Annotated in this window: 24 protein-coding genes, 2 tRNA genes and 2 pseudogenes; all 28 read right to left on the bottom strand. The window is 61.5% G+C overall.

The features are described 5' to 3' along the window. Positions 1-3: 3 nt before the first annotated feature. Positions 4-978: a peptidoglycan DD-metalloendopeptidase family protein gene (locus JY500_RS08245; RefSeq protein ID WP_206255968.1), complete on the bottom strand. Its 975-nt coding sequence runs from the start codon at positions 976-978 to the stop codon at positions 4-6. Further along, positions 975-1,631 carry a protein-L-isoaspartate(D-aspartate) O-methyltransferase gene (locus tag JY500_RS08240; protein ID WP_206255966.1) on the bottom strand — a complete coding sequence of 219 codons (657 nt, stop codon included), beginning with the start codon at positions 1,629-1,631 and terminating at the stop codon, positions 975-977. Before JY500_RS08240 ends, JY500_RS08245 begins: the two co-directional genes overlap by 4 nt. Next, positions 1,628-2,371, bottom strand: a complete 744-nt coding sequence (gene surE / locus JY500_RS08235; protein WP_206255964.1) for a 5'/3'-nucleotidase SurE — start codon at positions 2,369-2,371, stop codon at positions 1,628-1,630. Before surE ends, JY500_RS08240 begins: the two co-directional genes overlap by 4 nt. Positions 2,372-2,427: 56 nt before the next feature. Then, positions 2,428-2,504, bottom strand: a tRNA-Pro gene (locus JY500_RS08230). A 46-nt stretch (positions 2,505-2,550) separates the two neighbouring features. Then, the gene (locus JY500_RS08225; RefSeq protein ID WP_172204378.1) at positions 2,551-2,931 is read right to left on the bottom strand and encodes a MerR family transcriptional regulator; all 381 of its coding nucleotides are present in this window, start codon (positions 2,929-2,931) and stop codon (positions 2,551-2,553) included. Beyond that, positions 2,906-3,235: an integration host factor subunit alpha gene (locus JY500_RS08220; protein WP_172204376.1), complete on the bottom strand. Its 330-nt coding sequence runs from the start codon at positions 3,233-3,235 to the stop codon at positions 2,906-2,908. The genes JY500_RS08225 and JY500_RS08220 overlap by 26 nt, the downstream gene beginning before the upstream one ends. Before the next feature lie 2 nt (positions 3,236-3,237). Beyond that, positions 3,238-5,619, bottom strand: coding sequence for a phenylalanine--tRNA ligase subunit beta (pheT, locus tag JY500_RS08215; RefSeq protein ID WP_206255962.1), 2,382 nt, complete (start codon positions 5,617-5,619; stop codon positions 3,238-3,240). Positions 5,620-5,622: 3 nt separating this feature from the next. Further along, positions 5,623-6,654 carry a phenylalanine--tRNA ligase subunit alpha gene (gene pheS / locus JY500_RS08210; protein WP_206255961.1) on the bottom strand — a complete coding sequence of 344 codons (1,032 nt, stop codon included), beginning with the start codon at positions 6,652-6,654 and terminating at the stop codon, positions 5,623-5,625. Positions 6,655-6,723: 69 nt separating this feature from the next. Next, on the bottom strand, positions 6,724-7,083 hold the full coding sequence (gene rplT / locus JY500_RS08205; protein ID WP_172204370.1) for a 50S ribosomal protein L20: 360 nt from the start codon (positions 7,081-7,083) through the stop codon (positions 6,724-6,726). A 15-nt stretch (positions 7,084-7,098) separates the two neighbouring features. Next, positions 7,099-7,296: a 50S ribosomal protein L35 gene (gene rpmI / locus JY500_RS08200; protein WP_172204368.1), complete on the bottom strand. Its 198-nt coding sequence runs from the start codon at positions 7,294-7,296 to the stop codon at positions 7,099-7,101. 148 nt (positions 7,297-7,444) lie between these two features. Further along, positions 7,445-7,975, bottom strand: coding sequence for a translation initiation factor IF-3 (infC, locus tag JY500_RS08195; protein ID WP_172204480.1), 531 nt, complete (start codon positions 7,973-7,975; stop codon positions 7,445-7,447). A 25-nt stretch (positions 7,976-8,000) separates the two neighbouring features. Continuing rightward, positions 8,001-9,917, bottom strand: a complete 1,917-nt coding sequence (gene thrS / locus JY500_RS08190; protein ID WP_172204366.1) for a threonine--tRNA ligase — start codon at positions 9,915-9,917, stop codon at positions 8,001-8,003. Between the two features lie 145 nt (positions 9,918-10,062). Further along, positions 10,063-10,139, bottom strand: a tRNA-Val gene (locus tag JY500_RS08185). 97 nt (positions 10,140-10,236) lie between these two features. After that, positions 10,237-10,953 (bottom strand): 3'-5' exonuclease family protein, encoded by a 717-nt coding sequence (locus JY500_RS08180; RefSeq protein ID WP_172204364.1) that lies wholly within the window; start codon positions 10,951-10,953, stop codon positions 10,237-10,239. Continuing rightward, on the bottom strand, positions 10,950-11,840 hold the full coding sequence (gene cysM / locus JY500_RS08175; RefSeq protein ID WP_172204362.1) for a cysteine synthase CysM: 891 nt from the start codon (positions 11,838-11,840) through the stop codon (positions 10,950-10,952). The genes JY500_RS08180 and cysM overlap by 4 nt, the downstream gene beginning before the upstream one ends. A 13-nt stretch (positions 11,841-11,853) precedes the next feature. Beyond that, a complete protein-coding gene (gene rfaD, locus JY500_RS08170; RefSeq protein WP_172204360.1) occupies positions 11,854-12,861 on the bottom strand; it encodes an ADP-glyceromanno-heptose 6-epimerase in 1,008 nt (335 codons plus the stop codon). Positions 12,862-12,871: 10 nt separating this feature from the next. Beyond that, positions 12,872-13,813, bottom strand: a complete 942-nt coding sequence (gene rfaE1, locus JY500_RS08165; RefSeq protein WP_172204358.1) for a D-glycero-beta-D-manno-heptose-7-phosphate kinase — start codon at positions 13,811-13,813, stop codon at positions 12,872-12,874. Position 13,814: 1 nt separating this feature from the next. Beyond that, positions 13,815-15,137 (bottom strand): UDP-glucose dehydrogenase family protein, encoded by a 1,323-nt coding sequence (locus JY500_RS08160; protein ID WP_206255959.1) that lies wholly within the window; start codon positions 15,135-15,137, stop codon positions 13,815-13,817. A 30-nt stretch (positions 15,138-15,167) separates the two neighbouring features. Next, positions 15,168-16,343: a lipopolysaccharide assembly protein LapB gene (gene lapB / locus JY500_RS08155; protein ID WP_172204354.1), complete on the bottom strand. Its 1,176-nt coding sequence runs from the start codon at positions 16,341-16,343 to the stop codon at positions 15,168-15,170. Between the two features lie 4 nt (positions 16,344-16,347). Beyond that, positions 16,348-16,740, bottom strand: a complete 393-nt coding sequence (locus tag JY500_RS08150; RefSeq protein WP_246479834.1) for a LapA family protein — start codon at positions 16,738-16,740, stop codon at positions 16,348-16,350. Positions 16,741-16,744: 4 nt separating this feature from the next. Then, complete coding sequence (locus JY500_RS08145) at positions 16,745-17,026, bottom strand: integration host factor subunit beta (RefSeq protein WP_172204478.1); 282 nt, start codon at positions 17,024-17,026, stop codon at positions 16,745-16,747. Between the two features lie 12 nt (positions 17,027-17,038). After that, positions 17,039-18,739, bottom strand: coding sequence for a 30S ribosomal protein S1 (rpsA, locus tag JY500_RS08140; RefSeq protein WP_172204350.1), 1,701 nt, complete (start codon positions 18,737-18,739; stop codon positions 17,039-17,041). Between the two features lie 108 nt (positions 18,740-18,847). Then, positions 18,848-19,501: pseudogene (gene cmk / locus JY500_RS08135) on the bottom strand ((d)CMP kinase); the annotation flags it as partial. A 5-nt stretch (positions 19,502-19,506) separates the two neighbouring features. Further along, complete coding sequence (locus JY500_RS08130; protein WP_206255958.1) at positions 19,507-19,794, bottom strand: helix-hairpin-helix domain-containing protein; 288 nt, start codon at positions 19,792-19,794, stop codon at positions 19,507-19,509. Beyond that, the gene (gene argS, locus JY500_RS08125) at positions 19,795-21,528 is read right to left on the bottom strand and encodes an arginine--tRNA ligase (protein ID WP_172204344.1); all 1,734 of its coding nucleotides are present in this window, start codon (positions 21,526-21,528) and stop codon (positions 19,795-19,797) included. It abuts the gene before it with no gap. Positions 21,529-21,576: 48 nt separating this feature from the next. Then, a pseudogene (gene aroA / locus JY500_RS08120) lies at positions 21,577-22,860 on the bottom strand (3-phosphoshikimate 1-carboxyvinyltransferase); the annotation flags it as partial. A 160-nt stretch (positions 22,861-23,020) separates the two neighbouring features. Beyond that, positions 23,021-23,899, bottom strand: a complete 879-nt coding sequence (locus JY500_RS08115) for a prephenate dehydrogenase (protein WP_172204340.1) — start codon at positions 23,897-23,899, stop codon at positions 23,021-23,023. Next, positions 23,896-25,002, bottom strand: coding sequence for a histidinol-phosphate transaminase (gene hisC / locus JY500_RS08110; protein WP_206255955.1), 1,107 nt, complete (start codon positions 25,000-25,002; stop codon positions 23,896-23,898). The genes JY500_RS08115 and hisC overlap by 4 nt, the downstream gene beginning before the upstream one ends. Positions 25,003-25,005 lie beyond the last annotated feature (3 nt).

Genomic DNA, 25,005 nt, shown 5'->3' with positions numbered 1-25,005 from the left:
CCCTTAGCGTTTAGGAAGGTACTTCAGAGGATCAACGGGTTTGCCTTGACGCCGAATCTCGAAGTGCAGCTTGGCGCGATCCGCATCACTGTCACCCAACGCCGCGATCTCCTGCCCCTTTTTCACTGACTGCCCTTCTTTCACCAGAATCTTCTGGTTGTGGGCGTAGGCACTGAGGAAGGTCGCGTTGTGCTTGATGATGACGAGATTTCCATAGCCACGCAAGCCGGCACCGACATAAACAATTTTGCCCGCCGCTGCGGCGAGCACCGGCTCACCAATCTGGCCGCCAATATCAACGCCCTTGTTGGTCGAATCATTGAAACCGTTAACGACCTTTCCGGCTGCCGGCCAAACCCATTCGAACTCGTCGTCCGCGGAAGGCTTCGCCTCATCCTTCTTGGGTTCTTCCTTCTTCGTCGCGTCTGCGGCGGGTTTCGCGTCAGCAACCGGCGCAGCAGCAACCGGCTTTACGCCGGCGCGCGAGGTTTCGTCAGCCTTCACGGCAGCTGCAAGCGCCTGATCCGAGTAGGCGACCTTTCCACCCTTGGGATCACGCCGCAATGATTCGTCCACCTTGCCCGACGGAGCCGCCGCGGTTGTCTTCGGCTCCAATGGTTTGGATTCGATCGTCGGTGAAACGACAGGCTTCGCGGCAGTACCGTCGGCCGGCTTGACTCGAAGCTCCTGCCCAACCAGGATCAGATTCGGATTCTCGATCGCGTTCCAGTTGGCAATGTCACGCCAGTCCTGACCGTGCTCCAAAGCGATGCTGATCAGCGTGTCGCCACGCTTAACGATGTAGTAGCCCGGTCTCGCAACGGCGGGCGCTGCATCCTGCGCGGGCACGCCGGCAGTGGGCCGCGACGGCGCCGTACGGTCTTCCACCGGCGCACGGCCACTGCTGGTGCAGCCAGCGATTCCAATCAGGGCAATCAAAGCAAAGGGCAGCCCGCTACGGGCGACAAACAGTCTCATTCGGTTCCTGCCAACAACGGTACAAATCGAACCGCATCGTAACGCGATTCCTTAAGCCTTCCATCCGCCGAGCGCTCCACCATCAACAAGGTCTGGTCGACGCTGCCCAACGGAAGGATCAGTCGCCCAAGTGGGGCCAACTGCTCCAGCAATGGTTTGGGCACACTCGCCGTGCCGGCGGCGACGATGATCGTGTCAAAAGGCGCCGCCTCCGGCAATCCAACGCTACCGTCACCGTATTTCAGCCGCAGGTTCGGTAAACGCAGCGGTCGAAGATTGTCCTTCGCACGTTCGATCAGCGTACGGATTCGCTCAATGGCGTACACCTCCTTCGCCATGCAGGACAAAACCGCCGCTTGGTACCCGCACCCCGCCCCTACTTCAAGCGTTTTGCCAAGTTCACGCCCGTGCGCAAGCAACTCGATCATGCGCGCAACGACGTAGGGCTGCGAAATCGTCTGCTGGCAGCCAAGCGGCAGCGCGGTATCTTCGTAAGCGCGGCTAGCTAGGGCTTCCTGAACAAACAGATGGCGGGGAACCTGGTTCATCGCTGCGAGCACGCGCGAGTCCGCAATTCCCTGTTCGCGAAGGCGCTCGATCATCCGTGCGCGAGCGCGAACAGCGGTCACGGCCGAAGCACTCCGCTGATTCATGCGGACAAACGCTCCTGCCACGACGATAACGCCGAAAACTGTGTCAGATCCACCTGCAGCGGCGTTATCGAAACGAAACCGTTCGCGACCGCATGGAAATCAGTGCCTTCGCCCGCATCCTGGGCTGCACCAACAGCCCCGACCCAGTAGATCGTCTCGCCGCGTGGATTGACCGACCGCACAACTGGCTCCGCCATGTGACGCTTACCCAGGCGAGTGACCCTGCGGCCCTTCATTGCCGACGAGGGCAGATCCGGAACGTTTACATTGAGCAGATAAGGGGCGCCGGACGCATCGTCAGCGCAGGCACGTACAACGTCGGCAGCAACGGCCGCTGCGGTACTGAAATGATTCAGTTCGCGCCCGACGAGCGATACGGCAATTGACGGTATCCCCAACAGGTAACCTTCCATTGCGGCAGCGACCGTGCCCGAGTAAATCGTATCGTCGCCCATGTTGGCGCCGTGATTGATGCCGGAAACCACCAGATCAGGGCGAAAGCCAAGAAATCCAGTGACAGCAAGATGCACGCAATCGGTCGGCGTACCATTCACGAAATGGAAACCACTCGGCGCACGCCGCACAGAAAGCGGACGATCCAGTGTGAGGGAATGACTCGCTCCGCTGCGATCACGCTCGGGCGCTACAACGAAGACTTCTGCGAATCCAGACAAGGCCTCTGCCAACGCGGCGATGCCTGGGGCAAAGTAGCCGTCGTCGTTACTGAGGAGGATTCGCATGGACCGAGCGCTCTAAGGTATTGAGTAAAGCCGAAGGACGCCGGAGGGGAAGAATTTGGTCGGGGCGGCGGGATTCGAACTCGCGACCCCTTGCACCCCATGCAAGTGCGCTACCAGGCTGCGCTACGCCCCGACACGGCAAAAATTATAGCAGGATTCGAAACTCCTGCTGGATTTATTTAACTCCGCAGTAGCGAGAGCACATCTTCCAGCTCGCCGCGGATTGCGCCGAACAAAGCCTCTTCGCGTTCGCTCTGCGCGGCCTGCTCACGCTCGCGCTCGGCCTGGTCATCCAGACGGTTGCGCGCACCACTGATCGTGAAGCCGTCGTTGTAGAGCAGATCGCGGATCCGGCGCACCAGCAACACTTCGTGATGCTGGTAGTAGCGACGGTTACCGCGGCGCTTGACCGGCTTGAGTTGCGTGAACTCCTGCTCCCAATAGCGCAGCACATGCGGCTTCACACCGCATAGTTCGCTAACCTCACCGATGGTGAAGTAGCGCTTCGCGGGAATCGGAGGCAGTTCAGCCGCATCAGGCGGCGCGCTGGTTTGCGACATTGACCTCTGCATCACTCAACAAGTCCACCGCCGCCTTGAGTTTCTGGCTGGCGTGGAAGGTGACCACACGGCGCGCCGTGATCGGGATCTCCTCCCCGGTCTTGGGATTGCGACCAGGACGCTGCGGCTTATCGCGCAACTGGAAATTGCCGAAACCGGACAGCTTCACGGTTTCGCCCCGTTCCAACGCATTACGGATTTCGTCGAAGAAGCCATCAACCATGTCTTTGGCTTCCCGCTTGTTCAGGCCGACCTTCTCGAACAGAAGATCGGCCAATTCGGCTTTCGTTAGCGTCATCGACACAATCAGCTCCTCAATTGGGCGCCCAACCGCTCACTGGCACGACCAACCAATACGTCGATTGCGGCGTCGACTTCAGCGTCTTCAAGCGTCTGGTCAGTATGTTGGAAGCGTACCCGGAAGGCAACACTCTTGCTGTCCGGATCGATACCTTTGCCCTGGTAAATATCAAATATTTCAATCGCCTGCACGATGTTCAAGGGTGCCTCACGCAGCACGGCAAGCAGCTCCCCAACCGGCGTCGCGGCACGAACAACCAAGGCCAGATCGCGCACCACCATCGGGAATTTCGACGGCGCAACAAAGGCCGGCAGCGGGCGGTAGGCCGCGGCCTGAAGGTCAAGCTCGAAGACCACCGGCGCTGTCGCGAGGTCGTAGCGTTGAACCCAGTTTGGATGCAACTCACCGATCCAGCCGATGGCAACCCCATCGCACCGCACTTCTGCAGCACGTCCTGGGTGCAGAGCGGGATGCGTCAAACGCACAAACTCCAGCGAGCGGCCATCAAGCATGGCCTCGACATCAGCCTTGACGTCAAAGAAATCCACTTTCCGGGTAGCAAGACCCCACTGCTCCGCCGACGCAGGCCCCCATGCAAGGCCCGCAACTTTCATCGGCTGGCGATAGCCTGCAACCGGCTGACCGCTGGCGTCCTTCGCGAAGCAACGACCAATCTCGAAAATCCGCACGCGGGACGCACGGCGACGCTGATTGGTCGCCAGCGTGCCGACCAGGCCACCAAGCAGACTCGACCGCATGACGGAAAGATGGCTCGCGATCGGGTTCGCCAGGCGGATCGGATCAAGGTTGCCGCAGAAGTCGCGCTCCCATGCCTCTTCCACGAAGGCGTAGTTCACAACCTCTTGGTACTCGCGCCCTGCCAGCAGTCGGCGCAAGGCGGAAGCGCTGCGCCGGGACTCCGGCAGTGGCAGCATGCCAAGTGTGCCTTGCGGCAGGTTCTCCGGGATGTTCTCGTAGCCATGAATACGCGCGATCTCTTCGATGAGATCTTCCTCGATACGCAGGTCGAAGCGATAGGAAGCGGGCGTGACGGTCACGCGATCTTCCTCGATCGTCACCGGCATACCGAGGCGCCCCAGGATCTCGCCAATCTGCGCAGCAGTGAAGGGAATGCCAATCACTTGCGAGGCGCGCGACACGCGCAATGTCACGGACTCCCGCTTTGGCAAGGCCTGAGCATCCAGCGACTCGACCGCCGGACCAGCTTCACCGCCGCAGATCGAGAGAATCAGTTCAGTGGCGCGCTCCATCGCGCGCGGCGCCAGTTCAAAATCGACGCCGCGTTCGAAGCGATGTGAGGCATCAGACGAGAATCCGTAAGCGCGAGCGCGACCAACAATCGCGTCCGGCTGGAAGAACGCGCTCTCAAGAAACACATCGCGGGTCGCGTCAGTAACACCGCTCAGTTCGCCACCCATGACCCCAGCCAGCGCAAGGGGGCCCGATGCGTCGGTAATCAGCAAGGTGCGAGCGTCCGGCTCCACCTCCTGCCCGTTCAGCAGCAAGAGCTTGTCGCCAGCCTGCGCCCAGCGAACAACAACATCGCCTTGAAGCTTGTCGTTATCGAACGCGTGCAGTGGCTGTCCAAGCTCCAACATCACGTAATTGGTCACATCAACGATGGCACTGATCGAGCGCACTCCGCAGCGCTCCAAGCGCTGCTTCATCCACGCCGGCGTCGGTCGCGTCGGATCGACATTGCGCAGAACACGCCCGACATATCGAGGGCAACCATCCGGCGAAGCGAGACGCACACCGCGAGTGATCTCGTGACGCGCCGGCACCGGGGTGACCACGGGCTCAGTCAGCGCGGTACCCGTGAGCGCGGACACATCGCGCGCGACGCCAAGCAGACTCAGACAATCGGCACGGTTAGGCGTGAGCTTGATCGTGAAGCAGACATCGTCGAGCGCCAACGCATCGCGGATGTTCGTCCCCACCGTGAAGTCCGCCGGCAATGCGAGCAGCCCTTCGTGCGCATCCGAGATGCCAAGCTCGCGCGCCGAGCACAGCATGCCGAAGGATTCGACGCCGCGCAGCTTGGCCGCCTTGATCTGAAAGTCTCCCGGCAGCACCGCACCAACTACCGCGCACGGGACTTTCATCCCCGCAGCCGCATTCGGCGCACCGCAAACGATCTGCAACGGCTCACTCGCCCCTACATCAACCTTGCACACGCGCAAACGGTCGGCGTTGGGATGCGGATTGGCTTCCAGGATTTCGGCGACGACGACGCCCTCGAAAGCCGGCGCCACCGCGTCGGATTCCTCGACCTCGAGGCCCGCCATGGTAAGCAAATGCCCCAACGCGGCGGAATCCAGCGCGGGACTGACAAACGTACGTAACCAGTGCTCGGAGAACTGCATGGCTTACCTGAATTGGCTGAGGAAGCGAAGATCGTTTTCGAAGAAGAGGCGCAAGTCGTCGACGCCGTAGCGCAACATGGTGAGACGATCGAGCCCCATTCCGAATGCAAAACCGGTGTAACGCTCCGGATTGATACCGCCGTTGCGCAGCACGTTCGGGTGCACTACGCCGCAGCCCGCAATCTCGAGCCACTTGCCCTTGTTCGGACCGCTCATGAAGGCGAAATCAATCTCGGCGGACGGCTCGGTGAACGGAAAGAACGACGGCCGGAAGCGCACCTGCAGCGCATCCGTTTCGAAGAAGCGGCGCAGGAATTCGGCGATTACGCCCTTGAGATCGGCAAAGCTCACGCGCTCGCCAACCCAGAGGCCTTCGATCTGATGGAACATCGGCGAATGCGTCGCATCGTAGTCGACGCGATACACGCGCCCCGGCGCAATGATGCGAATTTCGGGCATCACTTCGGCAGCCTCGTACTGCGCGACATGCTCACGCATGTAGCGCACCTGAACCGGGCTGGTGTGCGTTCGCAGCAGCACGCCCGGGGCGTCCTGCAAATAGAACGTGTCATGCATTGAACGCGCCGGATGATTCTCAGGCGTATTCAAGGCGGTGAAGTTGTACCAATCCTCTTCGATTTCGGGGCCGTCCGCGACCTCAAAGCCGATACTGGCAAACAGTTGTTCGATTCGGTCCAGCGTGCGCGTCACCGGGTGAAGGCCGCCACTACCCTGACCGCGCCCCGGCAAGGTGACATCCAGAGCCTCGGCTGCAAGCTGTTCGGCAAGTGCGGCCTCGCGCAGAGCTTCGCGACGAGCTTCAAGGGCCTGCTCAACCGCGACTTTCGCGCGATTGATGGCGGCCCCAGCCTCGCGGCGCACGTCCGGATCCATCTTGCCGAGCCCCTTCAGGAGATCGGTCAGCGACCCGCTTTTGCCAAGATATGTCGCCTTGGCCTGTTCAAGGCTGTTGGCGTCCGATGCAGCGCCGAAATCGGCGATCGCTTGTTCTACAAGCCGTTGCAGATGATCCACGAACACGCTTCCGGGATGTTTGGGACAAAAAAAAGGAGGCCAGGCCTCCTTTTTTTACGCTACGACAACTTACGCAGCGAGCTGGGCCTTGGCCTGGTTCGCAATCGCGGCAAACGCCGGCTTGTCGAACACGGCCAGGTCGGCCAGCACCTTGCGGTCGATCTCGATCGATGCCTTCTTGAGGCCGTTCATGAACTTCGAATAGTTCAGACCGACTTCACGAGCAGCTGCATTGATACGAGCAATCCACAGCGCGCGGAACTGACGCTTGCGCTGACGGCGGTCACGGTAGGCATATTGACCCGCCTTCATCACCGCCTGTTTGGCGATGCGATAGACGTTCTTGCGACGACCGCGGTAACCCTTGGCCTGGTCGAGGACTTTTTTGTGACGAGCACGTGCGGTAACACCGCGTTTTACGCGAGACATGACGTTCCTCCTGAATTACGCGTAGGGAAGCATCGACTTGACCTGGGCGACGTCGGACGCGTGCACGCCCTCCATGCCGCGCAGCTGGCGCTTGGTCTTGGTCGTCTTCTTGGTCAGGATGTGGCGCTTGAACGCCTGCGAACGCTTGATGCTACCGCTCGAGCGCACCTTGAAACGCTTCTTGGCGCCGCTCTTGGTCTTCATTTTGGGCATGAAACACACTCCAAACTGTTAGTCGATGAAGCCGGGTGGCCTTCCGCAGAAGACGCTTCTGGAACCTGGCTCCACTTGTATGCAGCCCCTTTCGGGGCTGTTTCCTGGAGCTGCTTGCGCAACTCCGGAATGCTTTTGCTGCCGGCGATCAGACCGGCTGCTTCTTCTTGCTCGGCGCCAGAACCATGATCATCTGGCGCCCTTCGAGCTTCGGAAACTGTTCAACCGTGCCCACTGCCTCAAGATCAGCCTTGATCCGCTCCAGCTGGCGCACACCAAACTCCTGGTGAGCCATTTCGCGGCCGCGGAAGCGAAGGGTCACTTTGACCTTGTCGCCCTCCTGCAGGAAGCGCGTCATGTTGCGAAGCTTGATCTGGTAGTCATTCTCGTCGGTGCCCGGACGGAGCTTGACTTCCTTGACCTGAATCTGCTTCTGCTTGAGCTTGGCCTCGTGCGCCTTCTTGGACTCTTGGTACTTGAACTTGCCGTAGTCCATAAGCTTGCAGACTGGCGGCTTTGCGAGCGGCGCGATTTCAACGAGATCAAGCCCGGCCTCTTCGGCCATTTCAAGTGCTTGTCGCGTCGCAACGATACCGAGCTGCTCGCCTTCTTCTCCTACCAAGCGCACTTCGGAAACATTGATTTCTCCGTTAAGGCGCTGCGGCTTTTCCTGAGCGATGGTCTAAGTCTCCAAAAAATAAAAATTAAGCCGCACTGCCACGGGTTTCCACCTCGTGGCGCCAGCGATCGAGCAATTGATCGAGAGGCATTTGGCCAAGATCTTGACCGCCTCGGGCACGTACGGCCACTACGCCAGCCGCCTTTTCTTTCTCACCGACGACCAGCTGATAGGGTAGCTTTTGCAAGCTATGTTCTCGAATTTTATAGGAAATTTTCTCGCTGCGCAAATCCGTCTCGACGCGGAATCCAGCCGCAATCAGCGCGCGAGCAACATCCTCAGCGTAGTCCGCCTGATGCTCCGAGATGCTCATTACGACGGCCTGCTTCGGTGCCAACCACAGCGGGAAATTGCCGGCAAAGTTCTCGATCAGGATGCCAATAAAGCGCTCGAGCGAACCGAGGATCGCGCGGTGCAGCATGACGGGACGCTTGCGCGTGTTGTCTTCGGCGACGTACTCGGCATCGAGACGCTCCGGCAACACGAAATCCAGCTGCATCGTGCCGCACTGCCACGAGCGACCCAGCGCATCCTTGATGTGGTACTCGATCTTCGGACCATAGAACGCCCCCTCGCCGGGGAGCTCCACCCACTCGACGCCTGACGCCTTCAGCGCGTCACGCAAGCCCTGCTCCGCCTTATCCCAGACCTCGTCCGACCCGGCACGCTTTTCCGGCCGAAGCGATAGCTTGACGACGACATCCTTGAAGCCGAAATCGCGGTACACCGCCATCAGCAGATCGTTGAACGACTGCACTTCGGAAACCACCTGATCTTCGGTACAGAAGATATGCGCGTCGTCCTGCACGAAGCCACGAACCCGCATCAGGCCATGCAAGGCACCAGAAGGCTCGTTGCGATGACAGGATCCGAACTCTGCAAGACGCAAGGGAAGCTCGCGGTAAGAGCGCAGACCGTGATTGAAGATCTGAACATGGCCAGGACAGTTCATCGGCTTCACAGCGTAGTCGCGCTTTTCCGACTCCGTGACGAACATGTTCTCACGGTAGTTCTCCCAGTGGCCAGAGCGCTCCCATAGGACGCGATCCATGACCAATGGTGTCTTTACTTCACTGTATCCCGCAGCATCGAGACGCCGACGCATGTACTGCTCGATCTGCTGCCACAAAGTCCAGCCCTTGGGGTGCCAGAAAACCATCCCGGGCGCCTCATCCTGGAGATGGAACAGGTCGAGCACTTTGGCCAGCTTGCGGTGATCGCGCTTTTCCGCCTCTTCGATCATATGCAGGTAGGCATCAAGATCTTCTTTGCTTGCCCATGCCGTGCCGTAGATCCGCTGCAACTGCTCGTTACGCGAGTCACCACGCCAGTAGGCACCAGCGACCGACATCAGCTTGAAGTGCTTGAGCTTGCCCGTAGACGGCACGTGCGGGCCGCGACACAGATCGACGAAGTCGCCCTCGCGATAGAGCGAGATTGTCTGGTCCGCTGGAATGCTGGCGATGATCTCCGCCTTGTAAGCCTCGCCAATCCCCTTGAAAAACTCGACTGCAGCATCACGAGCCCACTCTTCGCGTACCACCGGGATGTCGCGGCGGGACAGTTCAGCCATACGCTCCTCGATACGCACGAGGTCATCAGGCGTGAAGCCGCGCGGGAACGAGAAGTCGTAGTAGAAGCCGTTTTCGATGACCGGGCCGATGGTGACCTGCGCCTCGGGAAACAACTCCTTCACGGCATACGCCAGCAGGTGGGCCGTAGAGTGGCGGATCACTTCAAGACCTTCGGCATCCTTGGCCGTCAGGATCGAGAGCTCGCAGTCCGACTCAATGAGGTGGCTCGCATCCACAAGGGTGCCATTCACACGCCCTGCAAGGGTCGCCCGAGCAAGGCCTGCGCCAATGTTCGCCGCCACATCGGCGACAGTTACCGACTTTTCGAAGGACCGGACCGAACCATCCGGCAGACGCACGTTAGGCATGAATACTCCCGCTTGGGCAAAAAAAAAGTGCGGCCATGGGGCCGCACTTTTTCGTTCAATCGAAGCGTATGAACCCGGCGAACCCGCGTACTACGGACAAACCGTGGTGCAAGTTCGCAGAATCATCACCGCTCCGCATGGGTGTTGGTAGGCGCGATTGGACTCGAACCAACGACCCCCACCATGTCAAGGTGGTGCTCTAACCAGCTGAGCTACGCGCCTGAAAGAGAAGCGATTATAGCCTGAATTTCTGGGCTGTCAAAACTTTTTTTGAAAATCAGCCCTGTCACCGAGCCGGGCTGTCACCCGCGCCAAACCGCTATGCACGCCGTGCAGCGATCGCCCGCTCGGCCGCTGCACATTGCGCTCCGTCGATCACGCCGGCCACACATCGGGCGCGCAACAAGACGTGCAGGGTCGCAAACGCGCGACGCTCACATTCCGCAGTGACGGACTTCAAGTCGCCGCCTTGCCACGCACTCCACACGGCTGCGTCGTCAAGCGCGCGCGCCGGGGCTGCGCCAAGCAGGCGGATCAGTTGGTCGACGGGAACGTCCAAATCCGGTGAGGCGCCCTGCAACTGACCTGACAGGTCTGCGACGCGCCCCAGGAGCTCAAGCGCGTCTTGCTGAGCACTGCTGCGCTTCACGCAAACCTGCGCGGCATGAGTCAGCGCGCGCAATCGAAGGATAGGTATCTGGCGGCGCATAGCGCCCCAACACGCCACTTCCCCGTCGCGCGCCGCGAGTCGTGCGACAAAGCGCTCGATCAGTAGCCCCTCATCCCGATCGGCGGCGGACAAAGAGGACACTGTCAAACCGGCGTCACCCCATTCGGCAAGCGAGATCTCGACCACGCGCTGAAGGTGCGGCGGCAAATTGTCGCCACCGCTGGCGGCGCGCTGGCGCTGGAATGCGTACTCGGCCACATCACCATCGGACAGTGCGACATCAAGGTCGTAGATACAACGAATGCCGGCTATATCCGGCACGGTGACGATCTCGAACGCCACCGAAGAAGGCTTGATCGCTGTCACCCCGGAAACACCCCGGTGGAGAGGTAGCGGTCTCCACGATCGCAGACGATGGACACGATCACTGCATTCTCAAGCGTGGCCGCTAGGCGCACAGCCACTGCCATGGCGCCGCCCGATGAAATGCCTGCAAAAATGCCTTCCTCACGCGCCAGGCGACGCGTCATCTCTTCCGCTTCCGCCTGAGCCACCGACTCGACCTGGTCGACGCGATCCGCCTGATAGATCTTCGGCAGATATTCCTGGGGCCACTTCCGGATACCGGGAATTTGGGCGCCATCGGCTGGCTGACAACCAACGATGCGGATGGCCGGGTTTCGCTCCTTGAGAAAGCGCGACGTTCCCATGATCGTACCGGTGGTACCCATGCTGCTAACAAAGTGGGTAATGCGCCCGCCGGTTTGCTCCCAGAGTTCAGGCCCAGTGCCCTCGTAGTGAGCGAGCGGGTTGTCCGCATTGGCAAACTGATCAAGGATGATGCCCCGCCCCTCGTCGCGCAGGCGTTCCGCAACATCGCGAGCCATCTCCATGCCGCCTTCGCGCGGCGTGAGGATCAACTCCGCGCCAAACGCACGCATCGTCTGGCGCCGCTCCAAGCTCTGATTCTCGGGCATGACGAGAATCATCTTGTAGCCGCGCATCGCCGCGGCCATCGCCAAAGCGATACCGGTGTTGCCACTGGTGGCTTCCACCAGCGTATCACCGGGCTTGATGTCGCCGCGCGCCTCGGCATGCTGAATCATCGACAACGCGGGGCGATCTTTCACCGAACCGGCGGGGTTATTGCCCTCCAGCTTGGCGAGGATCACGTTGTTGCGCCCAGCATTGATCCGCTTCAGACGCACCAAGGGTGTGCGACCAACGTAGTCCTCAAGCGTCAGAAACGTCATGCGAACCCCTGGCTCAGACGCCGGCACGCTGCTGCAGCGTGGCGACGTACTTGCCAACACCCTGGGCAACATCGTGGAAGGCGTCTGCGTAACCGGCATCACGCAGCAACGAGATGTCGGCCTGAGTAAAACTCTGGTATTTGCCCTTCAGCGCCGCGGGGAACGGGATGTACTCAATCACGCCCTGAGCCTGCATTTCGGCGAGCGAAAGCGCAGCCTCACCCTTTGCCGCGCGGCACGCATTCACGGTTGCGACGGCAACATCGTTGAAGCTCTGCGCGCGGCCGGTGCCAAGGTTATAGATGCCGGACAGCGCGGGGCTGTCGAGGAAGTACAGATTGACGTTTACAACGTCCTCAACGAACACGAAATCGCGCAACTGGCCGCCATTGCCGTAGCCGTCCTGACCTTCAAAAAGCTTGACCTTGCCATGCTCACGGTACTGATTGAAGAAGTGATAGGACACAGAGGCCATACGCCCCTTGTGCTGCTCATTCGGCCCGTAGACATTGAAATAGCGGAAGCCCGCGATTTGCGAGCCACCTTCGGTCAGCGCCCGCCGCACCACCTGATCGAACAGGTACTTCGAATAGGCGTAGACGTTCAAAGGCGCTTCGTACTGGCGGTCTTCCTTGAACACGGAACCACCGCCATACACCGATGCGGACGAGGCGTAGAGAAACTGTGCCTCCTGCTCCAGGCAGAAACGCAGCAGCTCAAGCGAGTACCGATAGTTGTTCTCCATCATGTACTGGCCGTCCTGCTCCATCGTGTCGGAACAGGCACCTTGATGCAGGATAGCCTCGACCGAACCGTCCAGTTCGCCACCCTCGATCATTTCGAGGAAGACCTTCTTGTCGAGGTAGTCGGCGATCTCGCAGCCGACCAGGTTCTTGAACTTGTCGCCCTTCGAGAGGTTATCGACCGCGATGATGTTATCGATACCCTTGGCGTTGAGCCCGGCAACGATGTTGGAGCCGATGAAGCCGGCGGCGCCGGTCACGACGTAGTAGCGCGACATACGCGTCTCCTCAGTCTGGAATCTTGATTTCGTCGAGCGTCACGGTCGCCGTGCCGAGCTTGCCGACAACAATGCCCGCGGCGTGATTGGCCCAGCGCATCGCGTCGGCCATCGGCGCCCCCGCGGCAAGCATGACGGCCAGCGTCGCGATCACGGTATCGCCTGCACCGGATACATCGTAGACCTCGCGTGCGCGCGTACCTTCATGAAGCGCCCCTTCGTCGCGGAAGAGCGTCATACCCTCCTCCGAGCGCGTCACAAGCAGCGCGTCGAGGGCAAGCTCTGCGCGCAACTTCTGCGCGCGCGCAGCGAGATCGGCGTCATCGCGCCACTTGCCTACCACCTGGCGCAGCTCGGAGCGGTTAGGCGTCAGCAAAGTGGCGCCGCGATACTTCGAATAGTCATCCCCTTTCGGGTCGACCAGCACAGGCTTGTTGGCCTCTCGTGCCAGCTGAATCATCTCGGCAACGTGCGTCAGGCCGCCCTTGCCGTAGTCGGACAGCACCACGACGTCGACGTTCGGCAAGCGCGCGCGAAATTCCGCAAGCGTCGCCTGCAAGGATTCGTGATTCGGCCATGTTTCGAAGTCGATGCGCAGCAACTGCTGCTGACGGCCAATGACACGCAACTTCACCGTCGTGGCCAAGTCCGGGTCGGTTTGCAGCGAGGCCACAACGCCTTCGCTTTCGAGCAGACGACCAAGCGCTTGCGCTGGCTCATCCTGCCCCACCACCGATAGCAACACGGTATGCGCCGCGAGCGCCGCAGCGTTGCGCGCCACGTTGGCTGCGCCACCAGGTCGCTCCTCGCTGCGTTCAACCTTGACCACCGGCACCGGCGCCTCAGGGGAGATTCGGCTTACATCGCCAAACCAGTAGCGATCCAGCATCACATCGCCGACCACCAGCACGCGAGCACGGCTCGTATCAGGAAGCGGAGGCAGGTTTCGCATATCAGGCCCGCCCGATTGGCAGGTATTCGAGGCCAAAGCTGCGCGGCAGCTTGGGATCGTAAAGGTTACGCCCATCGACGATCACCGGACTCTTCAAGACGCTCTTGATGCGCTCGAAGTCCGGGCTGCGGAACTCTTTCCATTCAGTGACGATGAGCAACGCATCGGCCCCTTCGAGGGCATGCATCGGCGAGTTGGCGTAGGCAAGACGCGCCTCGTCGCCAAAAATGCGCCGCGCCTCGTTGATCGCGACCGGATCGTACGCAGTCACGGTCGCGCCACGCTTGAACAACTCGTCGATCACCACACGGCTGGTCGCTTCGCGCATGTCGTCGGTATTGGGCTTGAATGCCAAGCCCCACAGCGCGAACTTCTTGCCGCTCAAATCGGCGCCAAAACGATTGACGATCTTTTCCACGAGAACAAGCTTCTGCGCGTCGTTGGCGTCTTCGACCGCCTGCAGCACCTTGAGGCCTTGGCCGGCGTCGCTCGCAGTCTTGATCAGGGCCTTCACGTCCTTCGGGAAGCAGGACCCGCCGTAGCCGCAGCCCGCGTAGAGGAAGTGGTAGCCAATGCGGGGGTCCGAACCGATGCCCTGGCGTACCAGTTCGATGTCCGCACCGAGCTTCTCGGCAAGCAGCGCAAGTTCATTCATGAACGAAATGCGCGTGGCGAGCATCGCATTGGCCGCGTACTTCGTCAGCTCCGCCGAGCGCACATCCATCACAACCAACTTGTCGTGATTGCGCTGGAAGGGCGCATAGAGCGCACGCATCAAATAGACGGCCTGCTCGTCGTCAGCACCCACAACGATACGGTCCGGCTTCATGAAGTCTTCGACCGCAGCGCCTTCTTTCAGGAACTCCGGGTTCGACACGACCGCATACTTGATGTCCACGCCGCGCTTTTCGAGTTCTTCGGCAATTGCCGCGCGCACCTTGTCGGCGGTCCCCACCGGCACCGTGCTCTTGTCGATGACCACCTTGTAGTCGGTCATCAAACGACCAATGTTCCGCGCGGCCGCCAACACGTACTGCAAATCCGCCGAACCGTCCTCGTCGGGCGGGGTACCCACCGCGATGAACTGCAGCGTGCCGAAGCGGACCGCCTCTTCGACGTCAGTCGTAAAGTGGAGCCGGCCCGCCGCCACGTTCCGCTCGACGACCTTGTCGAGACCCGGTTCGTGGATCGGAATGCCGCCTTCCTTAAGGATGCGAATCTTGTTCGGATCGACGTCGAGGCAGAGCACGTCGTTGCCCATTTCCGCCAGGCAGGCGCCCGACACCAAGCCCACGTAGCCAGTGCCGACAACGGTAACTTTCACCTTGGTGACTCCATTCAGGTCAACGCCCTATCAAGGCGTCAGGTCGAATTCTTCACTGCGCCGCGGCGGGTAAGTCTCCCATCCGCCGCAAGCGGGGCAGCGCCAGTAGAACTGACGCGCCTTGAAACCACAGGCATCGCAGCAGTAACGGGCGACACGACGGGTGTGGCCATGGATCAGGCCTTTCACCATCTCGATATCCTGCCGCTGCTCCGGCTGAGCATTCAGCAGTGCCGCCTCGAGCAACTTGTCGAGCCCCAGCACCGTCGGATTACGCTTGAGCTCTTCACGTACCAGCTTGTACGCCGCATCGGGGCCATCGCGCTCAAGCTCCCACTGGAAGACCGCGTCAAGCAGATCGAGCGACGGATAGCGCTCCAGGTACGAATGCACCAGCTGCATGCCGTCGTCCTTGCGCCCCAGGCGACGGTACGCATCCATCATACGTTCCGCTACGAGCGCGAGATAAACCGGATTCTGCTGCTCCACACGCTGCCAAGCCTCGATGGCCGCAGCCGCATCGTCACGCGCCAGATGCACATCGCCAAGCAGCATGTTGGCGCGCACGCACTGCCGATTCACATCCAGCGCACGCTGGAGTTCGGTTGCGGCGTTATCAAGCTGCCCGCGTGCGAGCTCGTTGGCGCCCAGTTCGCAATGGAAGTTGGCAATCTCCTTGAGCATCAGCGCCGAATCAGCGTTCGGCAACGCGCGGGCCACTTCGATCGCCTTGGCCCAGTCTTTTTCCTGCTGATAGATCTCAAGCAACTGCTTCAACGCAAACTCGCGCATGCCCGTCTCGCGCAACTTCACGAATACGGCTTCGGCGCGATCTAGCAAGCCCGCCTTAAGGAAATCCTGCCCCAGTTCCGACAAGGCGTTGGAGCGCTGCTCCGCGCTCAAGTCATCGCGATCGACCAGCGTCTGATGCATGCGGATCGCGCGGTCAAGCTCACCGCGACGGCGGAACAGGCTGCCGAGCGCAAAGTGCAACTCCACCGTCTGCGGGTCGATCTTGACCGCTTCCAGAAAGGCGTCGATCGCCTTGTCCGGCTGCTCGTTAAGCAAGAAATTGAGGCCGGTGAGATAGGAGCGCGGCAACGCACGCGACTCTTTCACCAGATGTTTGATGTCAATACGGGCCGCAAGCCAACCGAGCGCAAAAAAGATCGGAAAGGCCAGCAGCCACCAGAGTTCGAATTCCATGGACTCAGAGCGATCGCAGGTAGTCGGCGGGCGGGGTGTCCCGCACGGAAATGGCTGAAACCGATGCCGAAGCGCCAGACGCGTTCTCGCGCAGGCGACGGATCTCGCGCCGTTGATTGCGCAGCGTCAGCACAGCCGCTGTCACGCCAAGCAAGACGCCAACAACAAAGGTCAGCAGGATCACCGCGATCAGCGGCAATCGCCATTCGGTTTCAAAGAAGAAGCGGAGCGTGACAATCCCATCGTTCTTGAGCGCGAAGCCAAGAAGAAGGAAGAACACCAATCCCCGCAGGAGCCAAAGCAGTAAGCGCATCGCGCAATTATCCCGCAATACGGCGCGACTCGCCAAAAAAGCGAAAGGCGGCTTTCGCCGCCTTCCTGGTACTGCAACCGCCACAGGCTTACTGCGCGTCTACACGCTCACGCAGTTCCTTGCCGGCCTTGAAGTGTGGCACGTACTTTTGCGGTACCTGCACCTTCTCACCCGACTTGGGATTGCGCCCCATACGCGGCGGACGGTAATTCAACGCAAAACTGCCGAAACCCCGGATCTCGATGCGGTCCGCACGCGACAACGCGAGCGTCATCGCATCGAGAATCACTTTCACGGCGTAGTCGGCATCCTTCACACCAAGCTGCGGAAAACGCTCCGCGAGCCTGGCAATCAACTCCGACTTCGTCATGACAGACAAGGCTTACTGCTGCGGGTTGTTGAGCTTGGCCTTGAGCAGCGCACCAAGGTTGGTGGTGCCGCTGGCAGCCGAACTGTCGTTCGAGAACTTCTGCATCGCTTCGTTCTGCTCAGCCTGATCCTTGGCCTTGACCGACAGGTTGATCGAACGGGTCTTGCGATCCACGTTCACGATCATCGCCTCGACAGCGTCACCGACCTTCAGCAGCTGCGACAGGTCTTCAACGCGCTCACGGGCGAACTCGGACGCGCGCAGGTAGCCTTCGACGTCATCGTTCAGCGCGATCACGGCGCCGCGAGCGTCAACCGACTTCACCGAACCATGGACGACGCTGTTCTTGTCGTGCGTGGCGATGAAGTTGGTGAAGGGGTCCCCATCCATCTGCTTGATGCCCAGCGAGATGCGCTCCTTCTCGACGTCGATCGACAGCACGACGGCCTCGACTTCGTCACCCTTCTTGAAGTTGCGGATCGCTTCTTCACCCGGCAGCGACCAGGAGAGGTCGGACAGGTGGACCAGGCCGTCGATCGCACCGGTCAGGCCGATGAACACGCCGAAGTCGGTGATCGACTTGATGGCGCCCTTGACGCGGTCGCCCTTCTTGAAGGTCTGAGCAAAGTCATCCCACGGATTGGCCTTGCACTGCTTCATGCCCAGCGAGATACGACGACGGTCTTCGTCGATTTCGAGGATCATCACTTCGACTTCGTCGCCCAGCTGGACAACCTTGGTCGGGTGAATGTTCTTGTTGGTCCAGTCCATTTCGGACACGTGGACCAAGCCCTCGATACCCTGCTCGACTTCGACAAACGCGCCGTAGTCGGTGATGTTGGTGACCTTGCCGAACAGGCGGGTGCCCGACGGGTAACGGCGAGCGATGCCCACCCACGGATCTTCGCCCAGCTGCTTGAGGCCCAGCGAGACGCGGTTCTTTTCGGCGTCGAACTTGAGGACCTTCGCGGTGACTTCGTCGCCAACCTGCACGACTTCCGTCGGGTGGCGGACACGGCGCCAGGCCAGGTCGGTGATGTGCAGCAGGCCGTCGATGCCGCCGAGGTCAACGAACGCACCGTAGTCGGTGATGTTCTTGACGATACCCTTGACGACAGTACCTTCCTGCAGCGACGAGAGCAGCTTCTCGCGCTCTTCGCCCATGGAGGCCTCGAGCACGGCGCGGCGCGACACAACGACGTTGTTGCGCTTGCGATCGAGCTTGATGACCTTGAATTCGAATTCCTTGCCTTCGAACGGGGTCGTGTCCTTGACCGGACGCATATCGACCAGCGAACCCGGCAGGAATGCACGGATGCCATTGGTCATGACGGTCAGACCGCCCTTGACCTTGCCAGTCACGACGCCCTTGACCAGATCACCGTCGTTCAGTGCGGCTTCAAGGTGGTTCCAGGCGGCGATGCGCTTGGCCTTGTCACGCGACAGACGGGATTCACCGAAACCATCTTCGAGGGCTTCGATGGCGACCTGGACGTAGTCGCCCGCGGCAACTTCGAGCTCACCACGGTCATTGCGGAACTCGTCGAGCGGAATGTAGCTCTCGGACTTGAGGTTGGCGTTCACAACGACGAAGTTGTGATCGACGCGCACGACCTCAGCGGTGATGACTTCACCGGCACGCATTTCCTGGCGATTCAGGCTCTCTTCAAAGAGGGCCTCGAAGCTTTCCGGAGCGGGAATAGAAGTAGACATGGAAAAATTGACCTGTTGCCGTCTTGCGACAGCGGGAAAAAGAAAAAACAAACCCGGTCCGCGGCGAAAAACGCAGCGGCCGGAGCCTCAACCATCGGACTCAGTGCTTCAGCAGAGCTTGTGCGTCTGGGCTTGCTGCAGGACGAATGCGACCGCCTCGTCAATCGTAAGCGGCGTGGTGTCCAGCAGGATGGCGTCTTCACAGGGCTTCAGCGGCGCAACCGGGCGACTGGCGTCGCGTGCGTCACGCTCGCGCAACTCCTGCACAAGACTATCTAGGTTAGCAGCCAATCCCTTTTCAATCAACTGCTTATAACGCCGCTCTGCGCGCGCCTCAGCGCTGGCGGTGAGAAAAATCTTCAGCGGCGCGTCCGGGAAAACCACTGACCCCATGTCGCGACCATCACCGACGAGGCCGGGCGCCTGACGAAAGGCGCGCAGGCGCGCCATCAAGGCGGTCCGCACACCCGGCAGCACGGCAATCTTCGACGCGGCGTTGCCGGTGGTTTCGCGCCGTACATCGAGACTGGCTTCAACCCCGTCAATGTAGATGGCTTCGCCATCAAAACGCACTTCGAGCTTAGGCGCCAGGTCGGCCAGGCTTGCCTCGTCGTCGAGCGCGATACCTCGCTGCAGACCGGCGAGTGCCAGAACGCGGTAAATCGCGCCGGAATCGAGGTAATGCCAGCCCAGGGCACTGGCCACGCGCGCGGCCACCGAGCCTTTACCCGACGCGGTCGGGCCGTCGATTGCGATGACGGGGGTGTTCATGTTCGGTCCTTCCAGTTCCACCACTTGAGCAGTTCAGGGTCGTGTGCCGTGTGCCGCGCGAAATACGCGGCACAACGGAAGGTGTAGAGCACGCAGGGGTCTTGCCGCGCACCCGAGAGACGGCACAGGCGCTCATAGAGCACCTGTGGATCCGCCTCGACAAGATCCGCTACCCGCCGGATGCCGAGCGCGTACAGATCGCCCGCCATCGCCGGCCCGATGCCCGGGATGCGCAGCAACTCGGCCGCAACATCCCGTGGCAGCGCAGCCGGCGCGCGGGGCATTTACATGACCTCGAGCGTGGCGATGCCGAGCAAGCCGAGGCCAGTCTTGATCGTGTCCGCCGTCAGGCGGCACAACTGCAGGCGGCTGGCCCGTTGTGCGCCTTCGCTCTTGAGCACCGGGCAGTTCTCGTAGAAACGGCTGAACACCACGGCAAGCTCGAACAGGTAGGCGCACAGTTGGTGCGGTGCCGTGTCCTTCGCAACCGCATTCAACGCGTCAGCGAAACGTGCAAGTTGTAGCGCCAGCACTTGCTCGGCACGTTCTTCCAGAATCACCGGCGCATCCGCCACGGCCGAATCCGCCGCGTCGCGCAAGACCTTGGCGCTACGGGTGTAGGCGTACTGCAGGTAGGGCGCAGTGTTGCCGTCGAAGGCCAGCATCGACGACCAGGAGAATACGTAGTCGCTCGCGCGGTTCTTTGACAGATCGGCGTACTTCACGGCGCCGACGCCCACAGCGCGGGCGATCTCCCAGCGCACATCCTCGGCGAGATCGGGGTTCTTTTCCGAAACCAAGACGAAGGCACGTTCGACGGCCTCTTCGAGCAGTTCCGCCAGCTTGACGGTGCCACCCGACCGCGTCTTGAACGGCTTGTTGTCTTCGCCAAGCATCACACCGAAGCCGACATGCTCCAGCGACACGGAGGCATCGGCGTAGCCCGCCTTGCGCGCCAGCGTGAACAGTTGCTGGAAGTGCAAGCCCTGACGCTGATCGACCACGTAAAGCACGCGGTTGGCCTTGAGCTCATCGACGCGATAGCGAACAGCCGCCAGGTCCGTCGTGGAGTACAGGAACCCGCCGTCCTGCTTGCGCACGATGTACGCCTGCGGCTCGCCTTCCTTGTTCTTGAATTCGTCGAGGAACACGACCTGCGCGCCTTGGCTCTCAACAGCAAGGCCCTTCTGCTGCAAGTCGGCAACGATGCCCGGCAGTGCGTCGTTGTAGGCACTCTCACCACGCAGGTCGGCACGCGTCAAGCCGACGCCAAGCGTCTCGTAGACCGCCTCGCAGTGATGCATCGACACTTCAAGGAAGCGCCGCCACAGCATGTTGATGTGCGGATCGCCGCCCTGAAGCTTGACTACGTATTCGCGTGCGGTGTCGGCAAAAGCGGGGTCCTCGTCCATCCGCTGCTTCGCGCGGCGGTAGAAGTCCTCCAGGTCGGAGAGCGCCATCTCAGTATCGGCGCCCTGCTCCACCTCGACCAGGAAGGCGGTCAGCATGCCGAACTGGGTCCCCCAATCGCCGATGTGATTCTGCGCGATGACCTCATGGCCGAGGAAGCGCAGCACGCGCGCCAGCGCGTCACCGATGATGGTGGAGCGCAGGTGCCCGACGTGCATTTCCTTCGCCAGATTGGGCGAAGAGTAGTCAACAACCACTCGCTGCGGCGCGGGATGTGGCACAGCCAGATCTTCACGGCCAAGCGCCGCAGCCACGCGCTGAGCGAGGAAGGCCGGATCGAGCGTGATATTGATGAAGCCCGGCCCTGCGATTTCGACCTTGCTGGCGATGCCGCCAAGATCGAGCTTGTCGACGACCTGCTGCGCCAGCTCGCGCGGGTTTTGCTTGCGGGCCTTGGCCGCACCCATCACGCCATTCGCTTGGTAGTCGCCAAATTCAGGGCGCGCAGCCGGTGTAATCACGGCAGGCACACCCTCGCACCCGGCTGCGGCGAGTGCGGCCGAAACGCGGGAATCGAGAAGCTGATAGATCGTTTGTGTGAATGTCATGGCACATCTGAACGGGCGGCCGCCAACGGCGCCGCGGCGTTCTTATCTCCTGCAGACCGACGCGAAGGCGTCGAAGTAATCGGGGAAAGTCTTGGCGGTGCACTTCGGGTCGTTGATGCGCACCGGCGCGCCACCCAGGCTCACCAGCGAGAAGCACATCGCCATACGATGATCATCATAGGTGTCGATCGCAGCGTCCGCGGTGAGCTGTGACGGCGCCGTCACACGCAACCAGTCCGGCCCCTCCTCCACCGTTGCACCGACCTTGCGAAGTTCGGTCGCCATCGCTGCGATGCGGTCGGTTTCCTTGACGCGCCAGCTCGCAATGTTCGTCAGGCGGCACGGGCCGTCGGCAAACAGCGCGGCGACAGCCAGCGTCATTGCCGCGTCCGGAATGTGGTTGAAATCGCGGTCGAAAGCGCGAAGTTTGCCGTTGGCTGGCGCCGCAGCCTCGATCCAGTTGTCGCCCATGCTGATCTGCGCACCCATTGCTTCCAGCGCCTCGGCGAACTTCACGTCGCCCTGGATGCTGGCACGCCCTACCCCTTCAACACGCACCGGGCCACCGCCAATCGCGCCGGCGGCCAGGAAGTAGGAGGCGGACGAGGCGTCGCCTTCAACATGAATCACGCCGGGGCTGCGATAGGCCTGCCCGGGGACATGGAAACGCGCCCAGGCGTCGCGCTTCACCTCAACGCCAAAACGCGCCATCAGGTTGAGCGTGATCTCGATGTAGGGCTTGGAGATCAGTTCGCCGACGACCTCGATCGTGGTGTTCTGGCCCGTCAGCGGCAGCGCCATCAGCAGTGCAGTCAGGAACTGGCTCGACACATCACCGCGCACCTTGACCACCCCACCCGCGGTGATCTTCGATGGCAGCAGCTCAAGCGGCGGGAACCCCTCGTTGCCGAGGTAGCGGATATCGGCGCCCAGCTGGCGCAGCCCGTCGACGAGGTCGCCGATCGGGCGCTCGTGCATACGCGCCACGCCAGAGAGCTTGTAATGACCGCCGGCAAGCGCCAGTGCTGCCGTCAACGGGCGAAACGCGGTACCCGCGTTGCCCAGGAAAAGATCCGCCTGTGCCACCGGGAAACGCCCACCGCCGCCGGTCACGGCCCAGCTCGATCCGCCCAACGACTCGGGCGGCAGCCCCAGGGTGCGCAGCGCCTCGAGCATGCGATCCGTATCGTCAGAGGCAAGCAGATCGCGGATCTCGGTGCGGCCCTCGGCCAGCGCCGCCAGCAACAGCGTGCGGTTGGAGATGCTCTTTGAGCCGGGCAAACGGATGTTGCCGACAGCACCCTTAGCAGGTGCAAGGTCCAGGTATTCCATGGGTCAGTCTCAGAAAACGTCGTTGTGCCGACGACAAACGCGTGGCGCAGGGTCGGTCGCCTGCACGCCGAGATCGAAGCGCACCGCACAGCTATCCATACGGTAGTGCAAAGCTTGCAGCTTCGAAATCGGCGGGGGCAGCGGAATCATGCGCAGCCCGTCAGGCGTCGAAACGGCCGGCCAGCCATGCCTCGCGGGCGTCGCGCGCTTCGCTGAAGAGTTTCAGCAGCGAATCGCCGTCGCCTTGCGACAGCAGCGCCCGAATCCAGGCCAGTTCGGTGATGTAGGTGTCGAGTTCGGCCAGCAGCGCATGGCGGTTGGCCACACTGATGTCGCGCCACATCTCCGGATGGCTGCTGGCGATCCGGGTGAAGTCGCGGAAGCCGCCGGCGGCGAATCCGAAGAGCTGTTCCGCATTGGCACGCCCCGCGATCTCATGGACCAGCGCGAAGGCAAGCAAATGCGGCAGATGACTTACCGCAGCGAACACACGATCGTGTTCCTGCGGCGACATGTCGTGTAGCGATGCGCCCGTCGCAGCCCAGGCCTCGCGCACGCGGGCCACAGCCTCGGGGCGATTCTCGGACAGCGGCGTGATCACGACCTTGCGGCCCGCGTAGAGGTCCGCGCGCGCGGCGTCCGGGCCACTCTTCTCGGCCCCGGCGATCGGATGCGCCGGCACCACCTGCTCAAGATGAGACTTGAGGTTCGAGTAGATCGCCTCGATCACATCGCGCTTGGTGCTGCCCGCATCGGTGACCAAAGTATCGGGCCCGAGATGCGGCGCCATGGCCTGCATCACGCCGAGCATCTGTCCCACCGGCATCGCCAGCAGCACGAGTTCAGCACCGTCGAGCGCGGTCGCCCAATCCGTGGCGAAACGATCGATCACGCCCAGTTCGCGCGCGCGCTCCAGCGACGCCGTCGTCCGGCCGATGCCCACCACCTCGCGCACCAGACCGCGCGCTTTCAAAGCGAGCGCAAACGAGCCGCCAATCAGGCCAACGCCGCAGATGACGACACGACCAAATGGCTTCATGCGCGGCCCAGCGCCTTGGCCAAGGCGCCAAGGAAGCGCTCGTTCTCGGCCGGCAAGCCGATGGTGACGCGCAGCCACTCAGGCATCTGGTAGCTGGCGATCGGACGCACGATCACCCCTTGCTCCAGCAGCTTGCGATTGATCGTGGCTGCATCGCCGACGCGGAATGTCAGGAAGTTGCCCGAGGACGGGATGTACTCAAGCCCGAGCGCCTTCAGGCCCGCAATGATCTGGGCCATGCCATCACGGTTGACCGCATAACTGCGCGCCACGAACGCTTCGTCCCCCAAGGCCGCAGCAGCCGCCGCAAGGGCGACGTTATTGACGTTGAAGGGTTCGCGAACACGATTGAGCAGATCGGCCAGCTCCGCGCGCGCCAGACCGTAGCCGACACGCAAACCACCCAGACCGTAGATCTTGGAGAAGGTACGTGTGATGACGAGGTTCGGATACTTCTCGAGCCATGCGACGCTGTCGTAGCGCTGCTCCGGCTCAAGGTATTCGTTGTAGGCCTCGTCGAGCACGACCAGCACGTCGTCGGGCGCCGCATCCAGGAAGGCCTCGATCTCCACCGCAGGCAGGAAATTGCCGGTCGGGTTGTTCGGGTTCGCGATGAACACGATCCGGGTGTCAGGACGAATCGCCGCCAGCATTGCCGGCAGGTCATGCCCGAATTCGCGTGCAGGCACTTCAATGCCGTGCGCCCCGGCGCTCTTGACCGCCAGCGGATACACCGCGAATGCGTGCTGCGAGAACACAGCCGAAGTCTCGTGGTTCAGGTACGCCGCCGCGCACAGGTTGAGCAGATCATTCGAGCCATTGCCGAGCACGATCTGTTCCGGTGCAACGCCAAACTTCTTGACCAGGGCCGCGCGCAGCTCGAAGCCATTGCCATCCGGATAACGGTGGATTTCGGAAATCGCGCGCTGAGCAGCTTCCAGCGCCTTCGGGCTCGCGCCCAGGGGGTTTTCGTTGGACGCCAGTTTGACGATGTCCTGCTCGCGCAGCCCCATCTCGCGCGCCAGTTCCGAAATCGGCTTGCCCGGGATGTAGGGCGAGATCGAGCGGATGTACTCGGGTGCCTGCTGGACGACTTTGCTCATGCG

This window comes from Niveibacterium microcysteis (assembly GCF_017161445.1).
GTDB classification, from domain to species: domain Bacteria; phylum Pseudomonadota; class Gammaproteobacteria; order Burkholderiales; family Rhodocyclaceae; genus Niveibacterium; species Niveibacterium microcysteis.
This window is presented reverse-complemented; position numbering and strand designations above follow the sequence as displayed.